We start from the raw sequence: 18,419 nt of genomic DNA, 5'->3' as shown, positions 1-18,419 counted from the left end.
GTGTTTTTTATTGTAAAAACAGTTTTATCTGGTGGTCTCTTGATAAATGAGAAATACCGCAATCGCATATGCCTCTAGTACGTCCCTTACCCTCTCAAACCCCTCTGGACGTGAAACAACGGTTTGTTGGAGATCGCTTTGAAAGCCTTTCTCTTCTCTAAAAACATCTTTCAAAAAAGTAACAGTTTTACCTAACCCGTGTTGGCCTGATTGCATGATCTCGTAAAAGGATATAAAACCATGCATGACGCCTTCGTAATGCAGGTGCTGAACAGGAACACCAGCTTCTGCCAGCCGGACCCCGTATAACTCTCCTTCATCCCGCAATGGATCAAACTCTGCAGTGATGATTAATGTAGGAGGTAAACCCTCTAAGTTTTCAGCATTTAAAGGGGATGTGTAAGGACTTAGCCACATCTCTTCCATTGGAGTATATAATTCTCTAGCCCGATACATGACATTACGTGATAATAAGTAATATCCACTGTCATAGAGAATACGCGACTGTAAAGGCATGTCTTGGAATGTTGTTAACGGATAGAGTAACGCTTGTCCAACTAGCTCAGGTCCTCCTAAATCCCTCGACATCAAGGCTACCGCTGTTGCTAGATTGCCGCCGGCACTATCCCCGACGACAGCCATTCGGTTTGGATTACCATTATATTTTTCTACATTTGCCTCGGCCCACAGTAAGGCATGATAACTATCGTCAACTGCGGTTGGAAACGCGTGAACTGGAGCTAGACGATAGCTTACAGCAATAACGACACTGTCAGTCCGAACCGCTAGGGCCCTAATGACATTATCATGTGTTTCTAAATTTCCATAGCCTTCCATAAAAGCCCCACCATGATAATATAAAATGACTGGATGGGGGCCATCACTCTTTGGATAATAAATTCGAACAGGAATTTCCTCTTCTTCAGCAATAGTGATTACTATATCCTCTCGAGCAAATGTTGCTGGCCTAGGTTGTGTTAAGAATTTGGGTGGCTTCATATCTGTTGTAATTAGGTTATTATTGACTGCATGGAGAATAACGGCAGTCTTTACTGGCAGTCTTCCTTCATCTCGAATTGACCAATAATGGACAGAAACAATTACATAACTCGTAAATATCAGTACTAAAGCTGCAATTATGGATACTATCTTTTTAAAAATTTTCAAAACTGACGCCTCCTTCCAATAAATAGTTTCCCTATGTATTCTCAAAAAACACCAAAACAATGACAATAACAAAAACAACGAGTTGGTTACATCAACCAGACTCGTTGTTTTCTAATGATTTATAACAGAACCACCAATCTAAACAATGATGGTTACCTAACTTTGCATCCTCCAACCTTTTTTGAACACTATAAAAGTTACTAGGAGGTGGAACCATTACTTGAGAACCAAGGTACTCATTATTCGGCCAATTGGCTGGTGTCGCCACTTTATGTTCTGTAGCGGCTTGAAGTGCATGTATGACCCTAATTAGTTCATCGCTATTTCTGCCTACCTCTGGTGGGTAGTGCATCATAAGCCGAATACGTCCCTTGGGGTCAATAATAAAAACAGTGCGAACAGTTAACGGACCAACTGTTGGGGAAATCATCCCTAACCTTTTCGCTAGTTGACCTAATTCATCTGCAATAATCGGGAATTCAATTGTTACATGGAAATGATCACGAATCCATTCAATCCATTTCATATGAGAAAACACACCATCGATAGACAAGCCTATCAATTCTGTATTTAGAGCTTTAAATTCGTCGCTTTTTCTTTGGATCTCGATAAATTCGGTTGTGCAAACAGGCGTGAAATCTCCTGGATGTGAAAACAGTACAAACCACTTCCCTTCATAATCATTAGGAAGTTTCTTTTTCCCTAAGGTTGTTCTTACTTCCACTTCCGGAAATCTTTCTCCAATTAAGGGAAGGCAGTTTTCCTTTTCGTTCATCTCCCACAACTCCTCTCAGTCACAACTATGATATGCGCCTATAACGAGAGGGGTGAATTGAAAAACGTTTCCTCTACACCCCTCTTTTGGTAAGATACTAATAGAGGTTGAATACCTTTAAAATACATACGTAAGGGAGCAATGATTGTGAGTACATTTGAACAAAACTTAGAAAAATATGCTGATATTGCAGTACGAGTTGGTATTAACATTCAACAAGGACAAACATTAGTAATTAACGCACCGACGAACAACATGGAATTTGTCCGTCTAGTAGCTAAAAAAGCTTATGAAGCTGGAGCAAAAGATGTCGTCATTGAGTGGAATGATGAAGAACTTACGCTATTAAAGTATACGTTAGCCCCTGACGAAGCTTTCTTGGAGTTCCCGGCGTGGAAAGCAAAAGGGTTTGAAGAATTGGCTGAAAACGGTGCCGCATTTATGAGTATTGTTGCAGCAAACCCAGACCTACTAAAAGGGGTCGATCCTGAAAGAATTTCAAATGCCAATAAAGCTAGAGGAGTAGCACTTGAAAAATATCGCAACTATGTTCAAGCTGATAAAGTCAGCTGGTGCGTCATTGCGGCTCCATCTAAAGAGTGGGCCCAGAAGGTGTTTCCAAATACAACAGAAGAAGAAAGCATGGCAAAACTATGGGAAGCTATCTTAATGGCTACACGTGCAGACTTAGAAGACCCAGTCGCAGCATGGCGTGAACATAATAGTAAACTTTTAAATAAAGTTGAGTACTTAAATGAGAAGAAGTATGCAAAGCTACACTACCAGGCTCCTGGAACCGATTTAACAATTGAACTTCCTGAAAAGCACCTATGGGTTGGTGGCGGTGGCAATAACGAAAATGGGGTTAACTTTGTCGCGAACATGCCTACTGAAGAAGTATTTACGCTTCCAAAAAGAGATGGTGTCCATGGAGTTGTACAAAGTACGAAACCATTAAACTATAGTGGCAACGTGATCAATAACTTTAGCATAACCTTTGAAAACGGAAGAATTGTTGATTTTACAGCAGAAGAAGGCTATGAAACATTAAAACGTTTAGTCGAAACAGATGAGGGTTCTCATTACTTAGGAGAAGTAGCACTTGTTCCTCATGACTCTCCTATTTCAAACTCGAACATTATTTTTTATAATACCTTGTTCGATGAAAATGCCTCAAGCCATTTAGCAATTGGAAATGCATACTCTTTTAACCTTGAAGGCGGGAAGACAATGTCCAAGGAAGAGCTTGAGCAGCACTGTGTAAACACAAGTATCACTCACGTTGACTTCATGATCGGTTCAAGTGAAATGAACATAGACGGTGTTACCAAAGACGGCGAACGTGAGCCTTTATTTAGAAATGGAAACTGGGCGTTTTAATAGAATAAATCATTTGTAGTAGTTCCTTATTCATGGTAAAATAGTAATAATTTGATAAAGGCAAACTAGTACGAAAGTCTAGGACGCAAAGCCATAGGTCTAATGTTTTTTAAAACTATGATAGCTAGGTTACCGAATGATGTTGGAAATGATTGTGCTCAACATAAGACTTATTCGGCACGAATAAGTCTTATGTTTTTTTATTGAGGTGATATTATGACTACATCAATTGATAAAAAAGAGAAAATCGTTATGACAATCCTGGCTGTACTCCAAAGCAATCTATATTTTTGGGTTGTCTTGTACTTTTGGGGAACGAGCAACGGGTCGTGGCTTTTAGGTCTTTTTATATTCCTTTCTATCTTCAACCTAGTCACAATTAAGTACATAAAACGGTATCCATTCATCATTCATATGACACAGCTGTTAGTTGCTTTCTTCATTATTTACTTTTCTGGTAACGTAGAAAGTCCGTTTTACCCGATGTATTATTTACCGGTAATCTCGTCGGTTGCTATCCTAGCTCAGTCATTTTATAATCGGTCTTTGTTTATTTTAGCACTGTCTGCATCCATACTAACGTTCGTTAACATTTATTCAATGTCTACTGTTACCTTTTTACAAATGATTCAAGGCGGAGTTTATTCACTTACCTACTTTGCCTTAGGGTACAGTGTTCTCTTTTATCAGGAACGTTTAAAAGAAACCATTGGAAATTCTAAAATAGATTATCTTACAGAGGTTTTAAATCGTAATGGAGGAGAAGCTGCCCTTTTAGAGGAAATTACCAAAGCAAAACAAGGTTCTCTCCCTTTATCTATTGCTTTTTGTGATCTAGATAATTTTAAGCAATTGAACGATCGTTACGGTCACTTATCCGGTGATATGATCTTAAAGACAACGGCCTCAATTATAAAAGAAACAATACCTAAAGACTCCTATGTAGTACGCTGGGGTGGAGAAGAATTTCTGCTAATCCTAAAAGGGATACCCAAGGATAATGCTTTTGAAATATTTGAACATATTCGTACTAAGATTGAATTACATTCGTTTAATGTCAAAGGCAGCACCCTGTCCATTACGATAAGCGGAGGAATTGTTGAAGCTAGCGAATATAATTATGAATTAGTTGAAATCCTTAGCGAGGCAGATCAATTATTGTACAAAGCAAAAGACTTGGGACGCAACAAAATTTTTTCTAACTAAAAGGCTGTTTTTGCAAAGTTAGTTGCTTTCGTAAAAATCCCAAATGCCGGAATTTTACACAAAATACTAAGAATGCACAATTAATTAAGTCAGTATTGCTCTTTTCTTACATAATTAATTGGCTGATATCTTCACCTTTTAGGGTAAAAAAGCAAAAATGTTTACGAAAAGAGCCAACTAAAAAGAAAGGAGTTAGAGAATAGATAAAAATCCTTCTCTAACTCCTTTCTTTTCTTCATGGGGAACGGCTAGGAGTGCGGCTGGAATTGAACCAGCTAAATACTAGGCAAGCTAGTTGCTCTACCGTTGAGCTACGCACTCATGAAACAATTATAGCTTTTACAGAAAGATAAAAACTTATACACGAGTTATTGTCTTACAACATAAAACGAGCCTGGGCCGCCCCAAGCTCGCATTTTATATGGGAGTGCTCTACTCTCCAGAACGACGAGGAAACTCTTTCAGCTTTTCATCATAATTGTCAATCTCACCATCAATCGTACCTTCCACATACATATCACTTACTTGTTCATGAGTAATGGCTAGGCCCTTATCTACATCTTTATTACTATGATAATCTGAAGGATCATATGAATTTTCTGCAACTTGTGCACTTACACTTTTATTATCCTTTTTTCCCATTACAAACACACCTCCTTTTTCGTAGTATGCCCGCCTTTGTTTCTCCTATCTAAAAATTAAGCTTGCAAAACCAATTAACAAAATCATACAATTACAATAAATAACATTTAGAAAGGAAGCTAATCAGTGAAGGTAGCCATTTTTGATTTTGACGGTACATTATTTCCAGAAGAGACGTTTCCATTAATGATGAAGCATTTGAAAAAACAGCACAGTGGCAGATATCGCCGCTTCCTCTCGAAAATCCTGCCAGTGTATGTAGCATACAAGTGCAAACTTTATCCTGAACAAAAAATGAAGGAATATTCCATGAGATCTTATATCTCATCTTTCGGTCAATCATCTAAAAATGAAATTCACCATTTCTTCTCTTTATTAGGTGGGGAAATGAGTCAAAAATTAAGTGAAACTGTTTTACAACGATTAGAACAACATAGTAAAGATGGATACTATATTATGTTAGTATCAGGTGCCTTTGAGCCATTACTCCACTCGGTGACAAAAGAAGTTCACTTTGATTGTATTATTGGGACAAGCATACCTTTTAGAAACATGGAAATAGATAAACATGCTCCTGTTATCCATATCCATGGTCAAAGAAAAACTGAGAACATTATTGCCCAGCTAGTAAATGATGATGTGGATTGGGAAAATAGTTACGCGTATGGCGATAGCTTTTCGGATTTAAATGTGTTAGAACTTGTTGGTAACCCAGTAGCTGTAAAACCTGACTCTAAATTATTAGAAGTAGCTCAAAACAGAAAATGGGAAATACTCTCATAATTAGCCTTTGCCTCCTCTCATGAAAAAATAGTCTATGACAAAAGCTAAAATTGTTACACAGGAAGGAGGTCACTGAAAACATGGAATTTATTATTAAGGCTAAAGATGGTGCGATCCCTTGTTTAGTTACTATCGACGAAGATAACGGAAAATATATGTTACGAAACTCCGATACGAGTGGCGAGGTTTTTCAAAATAAAGAGCAGTTAATTCAATGGATTGAAAGTGAATGGTACCCTGAATTTTTTGAAGATGAAGATGCATACTCACAATTACTAACGATGATTAGGGGTAATTTTGACGAAATCTAAAAGAAAAGGTAGTACTTTTCATCATGCGTAGGCATTAGAGAAGTGCTACCTTTTTTTAAAAAGCTGTTTTCGCAAAGTTTGTTTCTTCGTAAAAATCCAAAAAGCCGGATTTTTACACAAATTACTAAGAATTTACCACTAATTTAGTAAGTACAGCTCTTTTCTTACATAATTTATTGGCTGACTTCCTCATCTAGAGTATTTTTCCGATTATTTTAGGATAAAAAAGCCACAGTTTTTTGTGCGACGAGTAACCGCAGGAGCAATGTTTTTTTTGTGCGACGAGTAACCGCAGGAGCAATGTTTACGAAAAGAGCCTCTTTAAAAACGGTAAGTCCAGAATTGTTCTTCAGTTAACCAATTTCTTAAGTTAACTTTTTGATTGCTGCTTTGTTTGAAGATAGCTTCTGTTTGCGAACGGTGCGCTTTAATGGCAGCTATTTTTGTATCCATCGTTTCGCTGACGTCTTTCACTACATCTGGCTTTCCAAGAACTCTTTCCCGTTCTTTTGTAATTGCCATACAATGGACGGTAGGACGCTCAGCTACTGGTAGCTGACGAACAGCCTCTACTGTTGCATGGCCTGTTGCATCGTGGTCAGGATGCACCCCATGTCCAGGGTAATGTGTAATAATTAATGATGGTTTAATCTCGTTAATAATCTCTTTAATTGAGGCAATAACCTTATCTTCATCTTCAAATTCAACCGTCTTGTCTCTGTATCCAAGCATGCGTAAATCGTTTATGCCTAAAATAGCACATGCATCTGCAAGCTCTTCTTTTCTTAATAAAGGAAGGGTTTCACGATTTGCAAATGGCGGCGTGCCCATATTCCGCCCCATTTCCCCTAATGTTAAACAAGCGTATGTTACCGGGATCCCGGATTGTGTATATTCAGCAATTGTACCACCCGGACCAAATGATTCATCGTCTGGGTGAGGAAATACAACTAGAACATGATTTTCTTTCATTGTCTATCCCTTCTTTCCCTCTACTAGTTAAATGGTTTTTCGCTCAATTGTAATGAAATCGCTATTCTACCTTCACTATCATGTCCAGCGAGCAGAATCTGACCGTCTGACGTAACTTCCCAATCAGTCAGCCCTTGAGCATAAACCCAGCCATCCTCTAGCTTAAGTCCTACACGGTAAGGGTGACTCCCTGTGATTTTGCCGTGTGAAAACTGAATTTTTCCGTTGCGAATAAATGCACTAACCGTCATCATCCCTTCGTTACGATGCGCCGCATAAGCTCCGTTGGTCGTTTCTAAATGTAAGTATATTGGCTTATCTTTAAAGTTATTTAATAATTCTTCAACTTGATCAACAATGATAGGCTTCATTCATTTTATCCTCCTACAAAATACTTTCTTGCATTTTACCATATGTTCGCCATAACTACTCAAAATCCGCTTCTATCTAAGTAAGATAACCCTAATCTATCGTTAGAACATATTTTTGGATTAATCCCTTGGTTTCCCATACTGCCTAACTTATTTTTTCATATTGGTCTTTTAAAATCCCATAGTAAGAAACGTCCTCATACTGTTCCCACTTAAGGACATGTTGTGGAAACGTACCTTCATATAATAGACCAGACTTTTTCATTACCTCTATCGAAGCTTTATTTTTTGTCATTACACACGCCCAAACACGATTTAGTTGAAGTTGATGAAATGCAAATTCAATGATTCTTATTGTAGCCTCTGTCGCATAACCGTTGTGCCAATAAGGTTTCCCTATCCAATAGGCAATTTCGCCTCGTTTATGATTTAAAGCGACGGTTAAGGTGATGCAGCCAACTAATTCCGTTGTCTCTTTTAAGATAATCGCAAACGAATAACTATTACCTTTTTTCAATCTATCTTTACAACTGGCGATCCAATGAGTAGCATAACCTGCCGGGTATGGGTATGGAATATGTAGTGTCGTCCGAGCCAATTCAATATTACTGGTTAATGTCTGTACCGCAGGAGCATCTTTTTCCTCGAACGGACGTAACACTAGTCTGTCTGTCTCAAACATAAACATACGATCCCCACCTTTAAGTTTAGTAAAAAATTCAGAAAAAAAAGCATATGATAATAAGATAGTACCTTAATCTGGATATGGTAACAACAAAATCCATGGTAATATTGCTACCAATCTTTACTGTATTTTTGGCAAGAAGTAACTATTGCCTCCGCCACAAATCTATATTAATATATAAATATAAGAAAACGGTTCTACAACATCCTGCGATGAGCGTGACTTAAGATGTCTCAAACCGATGCATTGTTAAAGGGAATTCACATAGTTATTCGGACAACAAGCCAAGTAAGCTAATTGGAAGTTGGAACAATAACCGAGGATACCCACCTGCTTGAGAGCGGGTATTGAGACACTAGGAGTTACGTCAGAGCGGGACACCATACATAACTTAGTAAAGCCTGCATTCGACTGAATGCAGGCTTTTATTAATCTCTAGCACTAAACATATGTCTCTGATGTTACTCTTCAAAATTGCCTTTCTGTTGTAACAATGATTTTGTATTCTGCGTTTGCTCTTTCTGTTCTCTTTTTGCTTCACGAATTACCATACGAATTGTTTTTCTGATACGCTTCCTTTTTGCCATGAATAACAACACTCCATTTTCGTTAGATTTGTTTCCATGATTTGTTTGAATAGTCAGAAAAATAACACTATATACTATTCCCTGAAAGAATAGTATAGGAAATCTTATGTATAGCTACTGTTGAATATGACAATACACATGTAAAAGGACAGTATCGATACTGTCCTTTCTTTTACTCATTCATCTATTTAAAAAGCTCTAAGTATTGACCAAGCCCTTTTTCACTAAGCTGCTCTTTTGATATGAAATCTAAACTTGCTGAATTGATACAATAGCGGAGATTAGTTGGCGGTGGCCCGTCATTAAACACATGACCTAAATGTGAGTCAGAGCTTTTTGTGCGCACTTCAGTTCGAATCATAAAATGACTTAAATCACTTTTTTCAACGATGAGATCTTCTGAAAGTGGTTTGGTGAAACTTGGCCAACCACAACCCGAGTCAAACTTATCCGTCGATGAAAATAGGGGTTCGCCGTTGATAATATCTACGTAAATACCTTCTTCCTTTTTATTCCAATACTCATTTTGAAACGGTGGTTCTGTCCCATTTCGCTGTGTAACTTCATATTGCATTGGCGTTAATCGCTTTTTTAACTCTTCACTCATTATTCTCGTCCTCCCAATGTGTCTTAATAAACCCGACTCGGCCTGAGCCAACACTATATAACGAATAATGAGCCGGGTTTTTCTTATAATAATCTTGATGGTAGTCTTCACCAACATAGAACGTACTTGCAGGAAGAATTGCTGTTACAATTGGCTTTGTAAATCTTCCGCTTTCCTCGAGTTGTTTCTTAGAGTGTTCTGCTTTCTCCTCTTGTTCTTTGCTATGGTAAAAGATAGCTGTTTGATACGACTGGCCTCTATCTCCAAATTGACCGCCTGGATCAGTTGGATCAATTTGTTTCCAAAACACATCTAGTAACTTTTCATAAGGATACAGTTCAGGATCAAATGTAATTTGAACTGCTTCATAATGTCCCGTGTTTTCTTGACATACTTCTTTATATGTTGGCTTTTCCGTATGACCACCTGTATAACCGACAGTTACACTATGGATTCCTTCTTGTTCGTGGAACGGCTTCACCATGCACCAAAAACATCCTCCAGCAAATGTTGCTTTTTCTATAGGCATACTAACACCCCTTTAATTTAAACTATTTACATTATAGCAATTGTTCCCAACACATTCCTAAACAATGCTCAAAATTGTGGAAGTAGGAAGAAAAGTTGGTGAACTTTTTGCTGTAGATACAACGAAAGTCCAGTTATTGACTAATAATATTACAGTGGACGTTTAATCCATGATAGCCAAAAAATACGAAATTAGTGGAATATATGGCCGCCATATAAAAAAGAGGGTGTCCCTGCTTTTGGACACCCTCTTACACCTAATTACATAGATACCGTATCTCCATAATACTTAACAACACTACCAGATTGAGTAGAAGCTACTTCAAATCGGGCATCAATACGTTCTTTTAATTCCGGAACGTGAGAGATCACTCCTACAAGTCGCCCAGTACTTTGAATGTCAATTAATGTTTCAATGGCGTTCTCTAAAGACTCTGGATCTAATGTTCCGAAGCCTTCATCAATAAACATTGTTTCCATTGAAACTCCACCTGAGTAGCTCTGAACAATATCTGCTAAACCTAATGCTAAGGATAGAGATGCTTTAAAACTCTCTCCACCAGATAATGTTTTTACATGGCGAGAACCGCCTGTATATTGGTCAAATGCTAATAACTCTAACCCACTCTGGGCATTACCTTTTGAACGTTCCGTTTTTCTTTGCAGCTGATAACGTCCATTTGTCATTCGATTTAATCTAGCGTTTGCGGCTTTAATGATGTCATCTAAAAACGATGCCAATACAAATCGTTCAAATGTAATCCGATAAGTATTTTTCCCGGCTGCAATATCAGCTAGTTCCCCAACCGTTTTGTATTCTTCCTCAACAGAAGCCATTTGCTTGTTTATGCTTTCTATTGTTTCATAAATATTCGTGTTGGTCTGTACTTTATGGTAGAGAATATTTCGTTGCTCCTGCAATTCAGAGATTTCACCAAGGACTGCTTGTAATTTATTGTTTAATGTCTCTAAGTCAGGCTTTTCGATGTTGGTTAAACGGACCACTAAATCGTTATAACGATCCGTGACAGATCGCAATTCCTCACGATATGACTGTACCTTTTCTGCTAATCTTTTGACTTCAATCTCCGGTAGCTTTCCTTCACTATAATCGATGATCGAACTAAATCCTAACTCCTGAAGTTTGTCTTGAAACGTTTGCTGCAATTCTTTTTGGCGTTCTTTTAATTCAGTAACCACTTTTTGCAGGGACGAAAGCGATCCTTCTACTGAAGCGATTTTCCGCGTTGTCTCAGCCACTGCTGTTTGAGCCTCTTGGTACGCTGTTTCGAGCTTCTTCAAACGTTGTTGTTGACTAGCTACCTGATGTCTATATTCATTTTCGTTACGTAGTTCTTCCGGGAGCGTATCAATTAAACGCTTGTATTCACCACGTTTTTCGATATAGGACGTATAGAGGCTTTCATGTTCATCCGTGCATTTTGTTAGTAGTTCCTTCACTTTTTGAGCTTGTGACACGAGTAGTTGAATTTGCTCATCCACCTTTAGAGCAGAACCAATTTTCTCTTCCAATTGTTTTAACTCCTGGTTTAACTGCTGACACTTGTCTTCATAATGCTCCTGTAGTTCTTCAAGAGAAGCTGATCGTAATGGTTGTGGAAGATTTTCACTTACCTCATCCGCTAGTTTTATGACTTGGTCCATTTGTGTTTCAAATTTAGATTTTGCCTCATAATAAAGCGAGTCAATTTTTTGTTTCTCTAGTTCTACTTCCTTCACCACTTGCCTTGCTTCCTTAATTTGTGCTTCTGTTGGCATATCACCGTGAATTGTCGCTTTGTTCGGATGATCCGTCGCTCCACACACAGGACATGGGTGATCGTCCCCGAGGTGTTGTGCTAACAGTCCTGCTTGACCTTTATTCCACGAGTCTAGCAAACTTTCGAGTGCTGCATTTTTCTCTGTCATAGTTTCTTCTAGCTCATCACGATCATCTTCTGTATTGGAAAATTGATTTTCTAGCGTAATTAATTGTTTTTTATTGGTTAGTAAAAGGGTAACTCTTTCTAACATTCGCTCTTCAGATGAGATCTGAACAGCGACCTCAGCTTTCTTTAGCTTCGCTTCGTTGATCACTTCTTTTTCCTTACCTAAGCTTTCCTGTTGTTCTTCAACCTTTGTTAACTGGCTCTCATACTTGCCTTTATTTTCCTTTAACGTTTCTAAAGAAGCATGTAATCGTTTGACGTCTTGTTCAATCGTCAAAAATGACAAGATATCTTTTTCCAAAAGCTGCAAACGACCAATTTCCTGACGGTAAGCTTCCCTAACGCTTGCATTCTCTTCTTCCTCTTGTAAGCGACCTTGTTTTTCTTTTAACAACGTAGTTAAGCTTTCAATGAGGTTTTGAGCATTTTGTAGCTCTTGTTCTTTCGTAACGACTTGACGGGCTGCCTCTATGCTCCGTTCTTCATGTTGAAATAAAATAGCCGCTTTTTCAGCTAACTGAATAGCCTCTACTATCTTCTGAAAGTCGGGCTGTCTAGCTTCTAACTTTTGTTTTAACTCTAGTAGTTGATCCTTTAGCTCCATTTGCTCTAGTAGCGAGTTGCCATGGTGAATTTCTGTTTCAATCAGCTTCCGTAACTCCTCTTTACTAGTAATCGTACTAGCAAAATTCGTAAGGCTACCTTGATCTTCCTCAATAACCATTTTTAGCTCTTGTAGTAAATCTTTTATATTCACATGCTCGCTTTGTAATAACTCTCCAAGCTTCTCGTTACCCTGTGATTGAATTCGGTCAATATAACTTTTGCGTTCAAGCATACTTCGCTCTACTTGCTTTCGTAAATGTGCTGCGCTTTCTCTAAGCTTATCTTCAATCCCTTTATAGTGTTCAGTATGAAATAGCTTCTGAAGAATTTTTTCTTTATCTTTACTCTCAGAAACTAACAGCTTTCGAAACTCTCCTTGAGGAATCATCATAATCTGGCGGAATTGATGGCAATCAATTTTCATGATTTCGTCCACTTTTTCATCGACTTCACGAACATTCGATGCTAATAACTGATTTTCATCTTCCTTCAGCTCATATAACTCAGCCTTTGAGTTAATCGTAGTCGTTCCCTCACCGCGAGATTTTCTTTTTTCTTGTTGTGGACTTCGAATGATTAAATATCGTTTTCCTCGAAGCTCGAATACAAGCGATACCTCTGTCAGAGTATCGTCTTGAGTGAATTGGCTGCGAAGGTCTGCACCACTCCGATCGTCACCACTTGCTTTTCCATAGATCGCAAAGCTAATTCCATCAAAGATTGTCGTTTTCCCAGCGCCTGTAGGTCCTGATACGACAAACATTGTCTTTTCGCCTAATTTCGTAAAATCTACTTCTTGCTTTGTAGCATAAGGACCAAATGCTTGCATCGTTAATTTTAAAGGTCTCATTTACAAGTTACCCCCTTGTTCCCTTCGACAGCCTCAATAACTTTTGTTAAGACTTCTTGTTTTTCCTGGTTAAACTCATTCGTTGTCATTTCATTATAGAAGCTAGTGAATAGATCAAGCGTGCCTTTTTGTTTGCTTGCATCAATGTGATACAATTTATCTTTTTTGGCATCTTGTTGTTCGACTTTTCGTTCTAAATGAAGGACATTAGGATAAACCGTACGCAATTTGCCGATCGGATCGATAAGTGCTCCTTCGTCTAGTAACCTAATTTTTAGATAGTCTTCTACATTTTGAGATAGATAGAAATTACTATCTAGTAGCTCTTCAATATGCCCTTCAATAATTCTCATATCATATTTTGGAGTCAGACTCTTGTAAGCAACTGAAATCGAACCTTTATCATCAATTGTTACAATAGAAACAGACTTTTCTTGTTTCGCTTCCGAGAACGAGTATTTCATTAACGATCCTGAATAATAAACTGTCGGATGGTTAATCGCACTTGGACTATGAAGATGACCTAAAGCTGTATAGTGAAACGGCGAAAATACCTCTGCACCAATGACCTCAGACCCACCTACCGATAAACTTCTCTCAGAATCAGATTGCATACCACCTAAGACAAAGGCATGTCCGATCATTACGTTTGGATCATTCGGATTAAGAGATTGTTCCATTAACTGAACCATTCGTTTCATCGCATCTTCATGATTAAAAATCGATGCATCATCAAGCAAATAACGAATTGTACTAGGTTCTGCATATGGCATTAAGTAAAAATTTACTCCATTTATTTGAACTGGGGAAAAGTGTTTTGTTGGTTTACCTTCAATAAATAAATTACTCTTACGGAAAAGTTGATTTCCGAAGTGAATACGTTCGCCACTATCGTGGTTCCCTGATATGGCTAAGACAGGTATATTTAGCTCAGTGGTAATTGTATAGAAGACATCATGCAAAACCTCAACTGCCGCTGTAGGTGGTACAGAACGGTCGTATAAGTCACCTGCAATGACAACCGCATCTGGTTTTTCTTCAGCAACGAGCTGCACAAATTGTTCTAACATATGCTTTTGATCTTCTGTCATATGAATTCCATGGACAAGCTTGCCTAAATGCCAATCTGCTGTATGAATAAACTTCACAATAATCCCCCTCATACTTTTTTCTTATTACATTCTACCATGAACAAAAACAAGTCGCCCGACATACCTCTAAAAAAATAACCCCATTGCTAGAATAATGGGGTCTTACCTATAATCCCTGCCTTTTCCTGAGTCACTAATTTCAACGAGACGTTCAGGGTATGGGTCAAAATAGGTTTGTTTTAATAAGTAGTCATTATCAAATCGCAGTGCCCATGATTTTAATAAGCTAACGACGCTACTTAATGGCACTTTTTTCTTTTTGTACTTATCAATCATCGTAATAAAGAATTCTTTTTCTTTACTAGACAATTCTTTGGAAAAAAATCCAAACAGATGTTGACTCACACTAATGTTTGATGTGTATTTCGGAAGTTTCTGAAACAGGTTATAAAGCTCTTTTTCATATTCTTCGAAAATTTCTTGAAGTGATTTCCGCTCATGGTTGCCAACGATGTGACCCATTTTTTTCAAAGTCGTGGGCTGATACGCCATAAATAGATATTTATTACTTGCATGGTATTCAACTAGGTCTGCTATGAGACCTTGTTTTTTCAGCTTTTTAAAAGCAGCGATTGTAAATAGCTTTGTAAAAAAATGTTCTCGTATTGTCCAGTTTTTTAACCGACCTTCATCTTCAACCGCTAAATAACCAAATCTTTCTTGAACCTGTTTCCCAAATAATCCACTGCTCGAGCGAACGATCGGTGATTTTTCAGCTTTGGCATATACTTTCACATCGTTCATTCCACAACTAGGAGAACGATTTTTTAAGATAAATCCGTCAATTTCCCCTACTTCAGCTAGAAATTGTTCAGAAAAACGAACCATCTTTTCCGTCAAATCTTGCTTTTTTGCAGGCTGATAAAGTGCATCTTCTCCGTTGTTGTCGATGATCCGAATGACGTCCCTAGGCACTCCTAACCCAATTTCTACCTCTGGGCAAACCGGGATAAAATCGACAAATGGCAATAAATTATGTACCGTTTGGTCACGGATAATCTCACCGTCGTAACGACACTCTTGAAATTCTAAACATTTGCTTACGACTACCTTTGGTTTTACAAATTCTCGCATGGTTTCCCCCACTTGTTTAAGGTTTCCTATTTTGAACAAATAAGTATTATAATAATAACACTACACATATCAACATTATGTCCTTTAGGAGTTCATTCTATGAAAAAGATCAAGATTACAACAGAGAAGCTTTGGGCTAAAAATAAATACGATGTCATGGCCAAAGGTTATCAGCATTATTCGCATGTTAAAACCTTATTTAAACAGACAACGTCTACTGAGGATTATCTTAAAATTTACTTATATATTAAAGCTACTAGAGAAAATCCTTATACAACGAAAGGAATGATCAATACATTAGAACATCTTTGGGGCTATTTTAAAAAGACTGCCTCAACAGATGAGAAACAACTGTTTTTTACCTTATTAGCAAAGGTCAAGGATATTACTCAAACCGAATTTGATGAGCCTCCGTTAGAAATTAACGAAACACTCAGCTATCTTATTCAGCTTTTAGAGAGATATGATCAACCTTATTTAAAAAACTCTACGATCCTTTATTCAGAGTTACTTTGGAATGAAGTAACCTTGAAAAAAGAGACATATCACCTAACCGAAAATCATTATGTAGAAGAGTAACTACTTTGTTTTTTCGAGTTTTGAGTTAATCTCGTCAAGAAGTTTAATAATTTCAGAAAAGCCAATGACGAATATTCCACTTACTACCGAACTAATAAAAAACATCACTCCAGTAAAATCGGTCATCATTAAATAAATACCGACAACGCCACCCACTATGATTGTTAATACACCGATGATAAAAAGTGTTTTTGCAATTTTATTTTTCAACTGAATTCCTCCTCTAGATAGAAAAAGACTGTAGATGTTTTTTCGTCTACAGTCTTTTTGTGAGAGTGTTTATTAGGATTTTTGAAAAGCGACTACATTCGCTTCTTTGTCATAGTGCCAAGCACCGGGAATATTTAAGTGGTTCGTTGCAACTTCAGTATGTAGCATTGCTATCCCGCGATCAATTCCTTTTGGTACATTTGTTTCTTCACTAGGATTGGTAATCCTTAACGTGATCGTTTCCCCATCCTCGCCGACAACAAAATGTATGGATTGACGATTATAAGCAGAAGGTGACAAGCTAGCAGATTTAACGACTGAACCTACCCAGTCCGGCCATTGTTCTTGGGCTAAACCTTCGGAAATATCCTCGACGGATTTCCTTTTGTGATAATCACCCACCTGGTTCATCATCTTTTCGGTTAGGCTTAAATTCTTTCTAGCATAACCGATTGGAATAACTGCAACTACTCTTTCATTTTCGTTAATTCCAACCTCTTCTGCCGCTATAACTTTATTAAAGTAGCCCCCAACCCAGCACGAGGAGAGCCCATGCAAGGTTGCTTCTAACACACATGCTTGCCCAATAAACCCGGCCTTTTCATAATTAAAGTTTTCATCTGTATCAATAACTAACGCTAAGTAGGCAGGAGCACCAGTAATTTTTCCGTACGGACCAACTGCACCAACAAAGACAGCATCTGGAGCTTTTTCAACAAAAACTACTTTTACCCCAGTGTAGCGTTGATTTAATTCAACGATCATGTCTGTTAATACTTCTTTACTATCAGATTCAATTTGTTTTGTTACATACGTTCTTCTTGAGCGACGGATTTGAATTGCTTTAAACCATTTTTCAAAGCGTAAAACCATCTTTACACCACCTTGCTTCATCACATTCCCATTACTATTATAGCATAGTTAAAATCAATGAAAATGAGTAGTAAGAAAAATTTTACCAAGCAAGGAATTAGCGCGGTATAAACCTCAAAAAGTTCTGATGAGCAAAACCTGCCACTTGGTCTTCACTATAGTGTTTTAACAATTCGTTTGTTAATTGTTGATACTTTGATGCATCCTCTAACCCTTCAACAAACTGAGAAATCCCATCAAAATCAGAACCTAAGCAAATCTGTGTTTCACCACCAAGTGAACAGAAGTGTTCAATATGTCTGATGATATCAGTAATAGAAGCTGTTCCCGTTTCAGTTAAAAACGGAGGGTTAAAAACGATGCCAACAAGCCCATGATTTTCAAACATAGCTTTTGCTTGTTCATCAGATAAATTCCTACGATGGTTACACAGTGTAATTGAATTTGAATGTGTCGCAATCGGATAGTCAGCTAACTCCATCACATCCCAAAATCCTTTCACACTCAAGTGCGAAACATCGGTCAAAACTTTACGCTCGTTATTTAGCCTAACAACCTCTTTCCCAAAGTCTGTTAAACCAGCACCACGGCTTTCGCCAACACCATCAGCAACTAAATTCGCATTATTCCAAGTTAAACCGAGTGATTTTACCCCTAAGTCATAAAAGTGCATGAGCTTATTTAGATCATTTCCAAAAGCATCTGCACCCTCAAGAGTTAAGACAGCGCCAATTTCACCTTCTTCTAACAGATCAAAATCCGCCCAATTCACAATTTTCTTGATCTGTTGGTGCTTACCAACGACCTCGCTATGAAATAGGTCAATCTGCTCTAAGGCAAGCTGATATTTTTGATCAAAAGGGCTGTCAGGATCGATAAAAATGGCATACAGTTGACCTTTTACTCCACCTTGTTGCAAACGTTGAAAATTTGTTTCGATTTCTGGACTGTCGGTATACGACCGGTTTTTGTCTTCCCAAAGCTTTAATAAAGCGTCACAATGTGTATCAATAATTTTCATACGTCTCCCACTCTCCCCTAGTTTCCTGATAAGTTGTGATGTGTTAGTCTCTTAATGAATAGTTTTGATAACCCTCTTTTACATTTGTCTTT

At 37.9% G+C, this 18,419-nt stretch carries 18 protein-coding genes, 1 tRNA gene, 1 other RNA gene, 1 pseudogene and 1 riboswitch; of the genes and pseudogenes, 6 read left to right on the top strand and 15 right to left on the bottom strand.

Annotated features, from left to right (window positions below; genetic code table 11):
• Positions 1 to 24: 24 nt before the first annotated feature.
• Together DS745_RS01445 and DS745_RS01440 are read right to left on the bottom strand one after the other, a co-directional pair.
• Positions 25 to 1,167, bottom strand: coding sequence for an alpha/beta hydrolase (locus DS745_RS01445; protein ID WP_129076425.1), 1,143 nt, complete (start codon positions 1,165 to 1,167; stop codon positions 25 to 27).
• 91 nt (positions 1,168 to 1,258) lie between these two features.
• Positions 1,259 to 1,942, bottom strand: a complete 684-nt coding sequence (locus DS745_RS01440) for a peroxiredoxin (RefSeq protein WP_129076424.1) — start codon at positions 1,940 to 1,942, stop codon at positions 1,259 to 1,261.
• A gap of 147 nt (positions 1,943 to 2,089) precedes the next feature.
• Here DS745_RS01440 and DS745_RS01435 point away from each other — a divergent pair, with 147 nt between their 5' ends.
• Both DS745_RS01435 and DS745_RS01430 read left to right on the top strand, forming a co-directional pair.
• Positions 2,090 to 3,322: an aminopeptidase gene (locus DS745_RS01435; RefSeq protein ID WP_241657685.1), complete on the top strand. Its 1,233-nt coding sequence runs from the start codon at positions 2,090 to 2,092 to the stop codon at positions 3,320 to 3,322.
• A 49-nt stretch (positions 3,323 to 3,371) separates the two neighbouring features.
• A riboswitch (cyclic di-GMP riboswitch) is annotated at positions 3,372 to 3,459 on the top strand.
• Positions 3,460 to 3,538: 79 nt separating this feature from the next.
• Complete coding sequence (locus tag DS745_RS01430; RefSeq protein WP_129076422.1) at positions 3,539 to 4,528, top strand: GGDEF domain-containing protein; 990 nt, start codon at positions 3,539 to 3,541, stop codon at positions 4,526 to 4,528.
• Between the two features lie 251 nt (positions 4,529 to 4,779).
• On the opposite strand, the gene DS745_RS01425 is transcribed toward DS745_RS01430, so the two are convergent.
• Positions 4,780 to 4,849, bottom strand: a tRNA-Gln gene (locus tag DS745_RS01425).
• A gap of 111 nt (positions 4,850 to 4,960) precedes the next feature.
• Positions 4,961 to 5,170, bottom strand: a complete 210-nt coding sequence (locus DS745_RS01420) for a YozQ family protein (RefSeq protein WP_129076421.1) — start codon at positions 5,168 to 5,170, stop codon at positions 4,961 to 4,963.
• Positions 5,171 to 5,296: 126 nt separating this feature from the next.
• On the opposite strand from DS745_RS01420, the gene DS745_RS01415 reads away from it, so the two are divergent.
• Together DS745_RS01415 and DS745_RS01410 are read left to right on the top strand one after the other, a co-directional pair.
• A complete protein-coding gene (locus DS745_RS01415; protein WP_129076420.1) occupies positions 5,297 to 5,953 on the top strand; it encodes an HAD family hydrolase in 657 nt (218 codons plus the stop codon).
• Positions 5,954 to 6,033: 80 nt separating this feature from the next.
• Positions 6,034 to 6,264 (top strand): hypothetical protein, encoded by a 231-nt coding sequence (locus DS745_RS01410; RefSeq protein ID WP_129076419.1) that lies wholly within the window; start codon positions 6,034 to 6,036, stop codon positions 6,262 to 6,264.
• Positions 6,265 to 6,585: 321 nt separating this feature from the next.
• Here DS745_RS01410 and bshB2 read toward each other — a convergent pair whose 3' ends face one another.
• The 3 genes from bshB2 to DS745_RS01395 form a co-directional block, all read right to left on the bottom strand.
• Positions 6,586 to 7,236 carry a bacillithiol biosynthesis deacetylase BshB2 gene (bshB2, locus tag DS745_RS01405; protein WP_129076418.1) on the bottom strand — a complete coding sequence of 217 codons (651 nt, stop codon included), beginning with the start codon at positions 7,234 to 7,236 and terminating at the stop codon, positions 6,586 to 6,588.
• 23 nt (positions 7,237 to 7,259) lie between these two features.
• Complete coding sequence (locus DS745_RS01400) at positions 7,260 to 7,607, bottom strand: YojF family protein (protein WP_129076417.1); 348 nt, start codon at positions 7,605 to 7,607, stop codon at positions 7,260 to 7,262.
• Between the two features lie 145 nt (positions 7,608 to 7,752).
• The gene (locus DS745_RS01395; protein WP_241657684.1) at positions 7,753 to 8,295 is read right to left on the bottom strand and encodes a GNAT family N-acetyltransferase; all 543 of its coding nucleotides are present in this window, start codon (positions 8,293 to 8,295) and stop codon (positions 7,753 to 7,755) included.
• A gap of 198 nt (positions 8,296 to 8,493) precedes the next feature.
• On the opposite strand from DS745_RS01395, the gene ssrS reads away from it, so the two are divergent.
• A non-coding RNA gene (gene ssrS / locus DS745_RS01390) (6S RNA) lies at positions 8,494 to 8,675 on the top strand.
• Positions 8,676 to 8,753: 78 nt separating this feature from the next.
• Here the strand turns inward: ssrS and DS745_RS25325 are convergent.
• The 5 genes and pseudogenes from DS745_RS25325 to DS745_RS01365 all read right to left on the bottom strand — a co-directional run bounded on the left by DS745_RS25325 (position 8,754) and on the right by DS745_RS01365 (position 15,644).
• The gene (locus tag DS745_RS25325; protein WP_277750892.1) at positions 8,754 to 8,879 is read right to left on the bottom strand and encodes a hypothetical protein; all 126 of its coding nucleotides are present in this window, start codon (positions 8,877 to 8,879) and stop codon (positions 8,754 to 8,756) included.
• A gap of 184 nt (positions 8,880 to 9,063) precedes the next feature.
• Positions 9,064 to 10,015 (bottom strand): annotated as a pseudogene (msrB, locus tag DS745_RS25065) (peptide-methionine (R)-S-oxide reductase MsrB).
• A gap of 260 nt (positions 10,016 to 10,275) precedes the next feature.
• On the bottom strand, positions 10,276 to 13,419 hold the full coding sequence (locus DS745_RS01375) for an AAA family ATPase (RefSeq protein WP_129076414.1): 3,144 nt from the start codon (positions 13,417 to 13,419) through the stop codon (positions 10,276 to 10,278).
• Positions 13,416 to 14,567 carry an exonuclease SbcCD subunit D gene (locus tag DS745_RS01370; protein ID WP_129076413.1) on the bottom strand — a complete coding sequence of 384 codons (1,152 nt, stop codon included), beginning with the start codon at positions 14,565 to 14,567 and terminating at the stop codon, positions 13,416 to 13,418. Before DS745_RS01370 ends, DS745_RS01375 begins: the two co-directional genes overlap by 4 nt.
• A gap of 105 nt (positions 14,568 to 14,672) precedes the next feature.
• Positions 14,673 to 15,644 carry a YbgA family protein gene (locus tag DS745_RS01365; protein ID WP_129076412.1) on the bottom strand — a complete coding sequence of 324 codons (972 nt, stop codon included), beginning with the start codon at positions 15,642 to 15,644 and terminating at the stop codon, positions 14,673 to 14,675.
• Between the two features lie 99 nt (positions 15,645 to 15,743).
• Here DS745_RS01365 and DS745_RS01360 point away from each other — a divergent pair, with 99 nt between their 5' ends.
• On the top strand, positions 15,744 to 16,223 hold the full coding sequence (locus tag DS745_RS01360; protein WP_129076411.1) for a DUF1722 domain-containing protein: 480 nt from the start codon (positions 15,744 to 15,746) through the stop codon (positions 16,221 to 16,223).
• On the opposite strand, the gene DS745_RS01355 is transcribed toward DS745_RS01360, so the two are convergent.
• The 3 genes from DS745_RS01355 to DS745_RS01345 form a co-directional block, all read right to left on the bottom strand.
• On the bottom strand, positions 16,224 to 16,433 hold the full coding sequence (locus DS745_RS01355) for a hypothetical protein (protein WP_129076410.1): 210 nt from the start codon (positions 16,431 to 16,433) through the stop codon (positions 16,224 to 16,226).
• A 72-nt stretch (positions 16,434 to 16,505) separates the two neighbouring features.
• Positions 16,506 to 17,306, bottom strand: a complete 801-nt coding sequence (locus DS745_RS01350; protein WP_161568139.1) for a nitroreductase family protein — start codon at positions 17,304 to 17,306, stop codon at positions 16,506 to 16,508.
• Between the two features lie 97 nt (positions 17,307 to 17,403).
• The gene (locus tag DS745_RS01345; protein ID WP_129076408.1) at positions 17,404 to 18,327 is read right to left on the bottom strand and encodes a dipeptidase; all 924 of its coding nucleotides are present in this window, start codon (positions 18,325 to 18,327) and stop codon (positions 17,404 to 17,406) included.
• Positions 18,328 to 18,419 lie beyond the last annotated feature (92 nt).

The sequence above is a fragment of the Anaerobacillus alkaliphilus genome (assembly GCF_004116265.1).
In the GTDB taxonomy this organism is placed as follows: Bacteria; Bacillota; Bacilli; order Bacillales; family Anaerobacillaceae; genus Anaerobacillus; species Anaerobacillus alkaliphilus.
Note: the sequence above shows the minus strand (reverse complement) of the source record. Positions and strands in the feature narration are given on the sequence as shown.

Excerpts from the sequence above, each read along its gene's own strand:
- DS745_RS01440 (WP_129076424.1), bottom strand. The coding sequence starts at position 1,942 with ATGAACGAAAAGGAAAACTGCCTTCCCTTAATTGGAGAAAGATTTCCG.
- DS745_RS01430 (WP_129076422.1), top strand. The coding sequence starts at position 3,539 with ATGACTACATCAATTGATAAAAAAGAGAAAATCGTTATGACAATCCTG.
- DS745_RS01420 (WP_129076421.1), bottom strand. The coding sequence starts at position 5,170 with ATGGGAAAAAAGGATAATAAAAGTGTAAGTGCACAAGTTGCAGAAAAT.
- DS745_RS01410 (WP_129076419.1), top strand. The coding sequence starts at position 6,034 with ATGGAATTTATTATTAAGGCTAAAGATGGTGCGATCCCTTGTTTAGTT.
- bshB2 (WP_129076418.1), bottom strand. The coding sequence starts at position 7,236 with ATGAAAGAAAATCATGTTCTAGTTGTATTTCCTCACCCAGACGATGAA.
- DS745_RS01400 (WP_129076417.1), bottom strand. The coding sequence starts at position 7,607 with ATGAAGCCTATCATTGTTGATCAAGTTGAAGAATTATTAAATAACTTT.
- DS745_RS01395 (WP_241657684.1), bottom strand. The coding sequence starts at position 8,295 with ATGTTTATGTTTGAGACAGACAGACTAGTGTTACGTCCGTTCGAGGAA.
- DS745_RS25325 (WP_277750892.1), bottom strand. The coding sequence starts at position 8,879 with ATGGCAAAAAGGAAGCGTATCAGAAAAACAATTCGTATGGTAATTCGT.
- DS745_RS01375 (WP_129076414.1), bottom strand. The coding sequence starts at position 13,419 with ATGAGACCTTTAAAATTAACGATGCAAGCATTTGGTCCTTATGCTACA.
- DS745_RS01365 (WP_129076412.1), bottom strand. The coding sequence starts at position 15,644 with ATGCGAGAATTTGTAAAACCAAAGGTAGTCGTAAGCAAATGTTTAGAA.
- DS745_RS01360 (WP_129076411.1), top strand. The coding sequence starts at position 15,744 with ATGAAAAAGATCAAGATTACAACAGAGAAGCTTTGGGCTAAAAATAAA.
- DS745_RS01350 (WP_161568139.1), bottom strand. The coding sequence starts at position 17,306 with ATGGTTTTACGCTTTGAAAAATGGTTTAAAGCAATTCAAATCCGTCGC.
- DS745_RS01345 (WP_129076408.1), bottom strand. The coding sequence starts at position 18,327 with ATGAAAATTATTGATACACATTGTGACGCTTTATTAAAGCTTTGGGAA.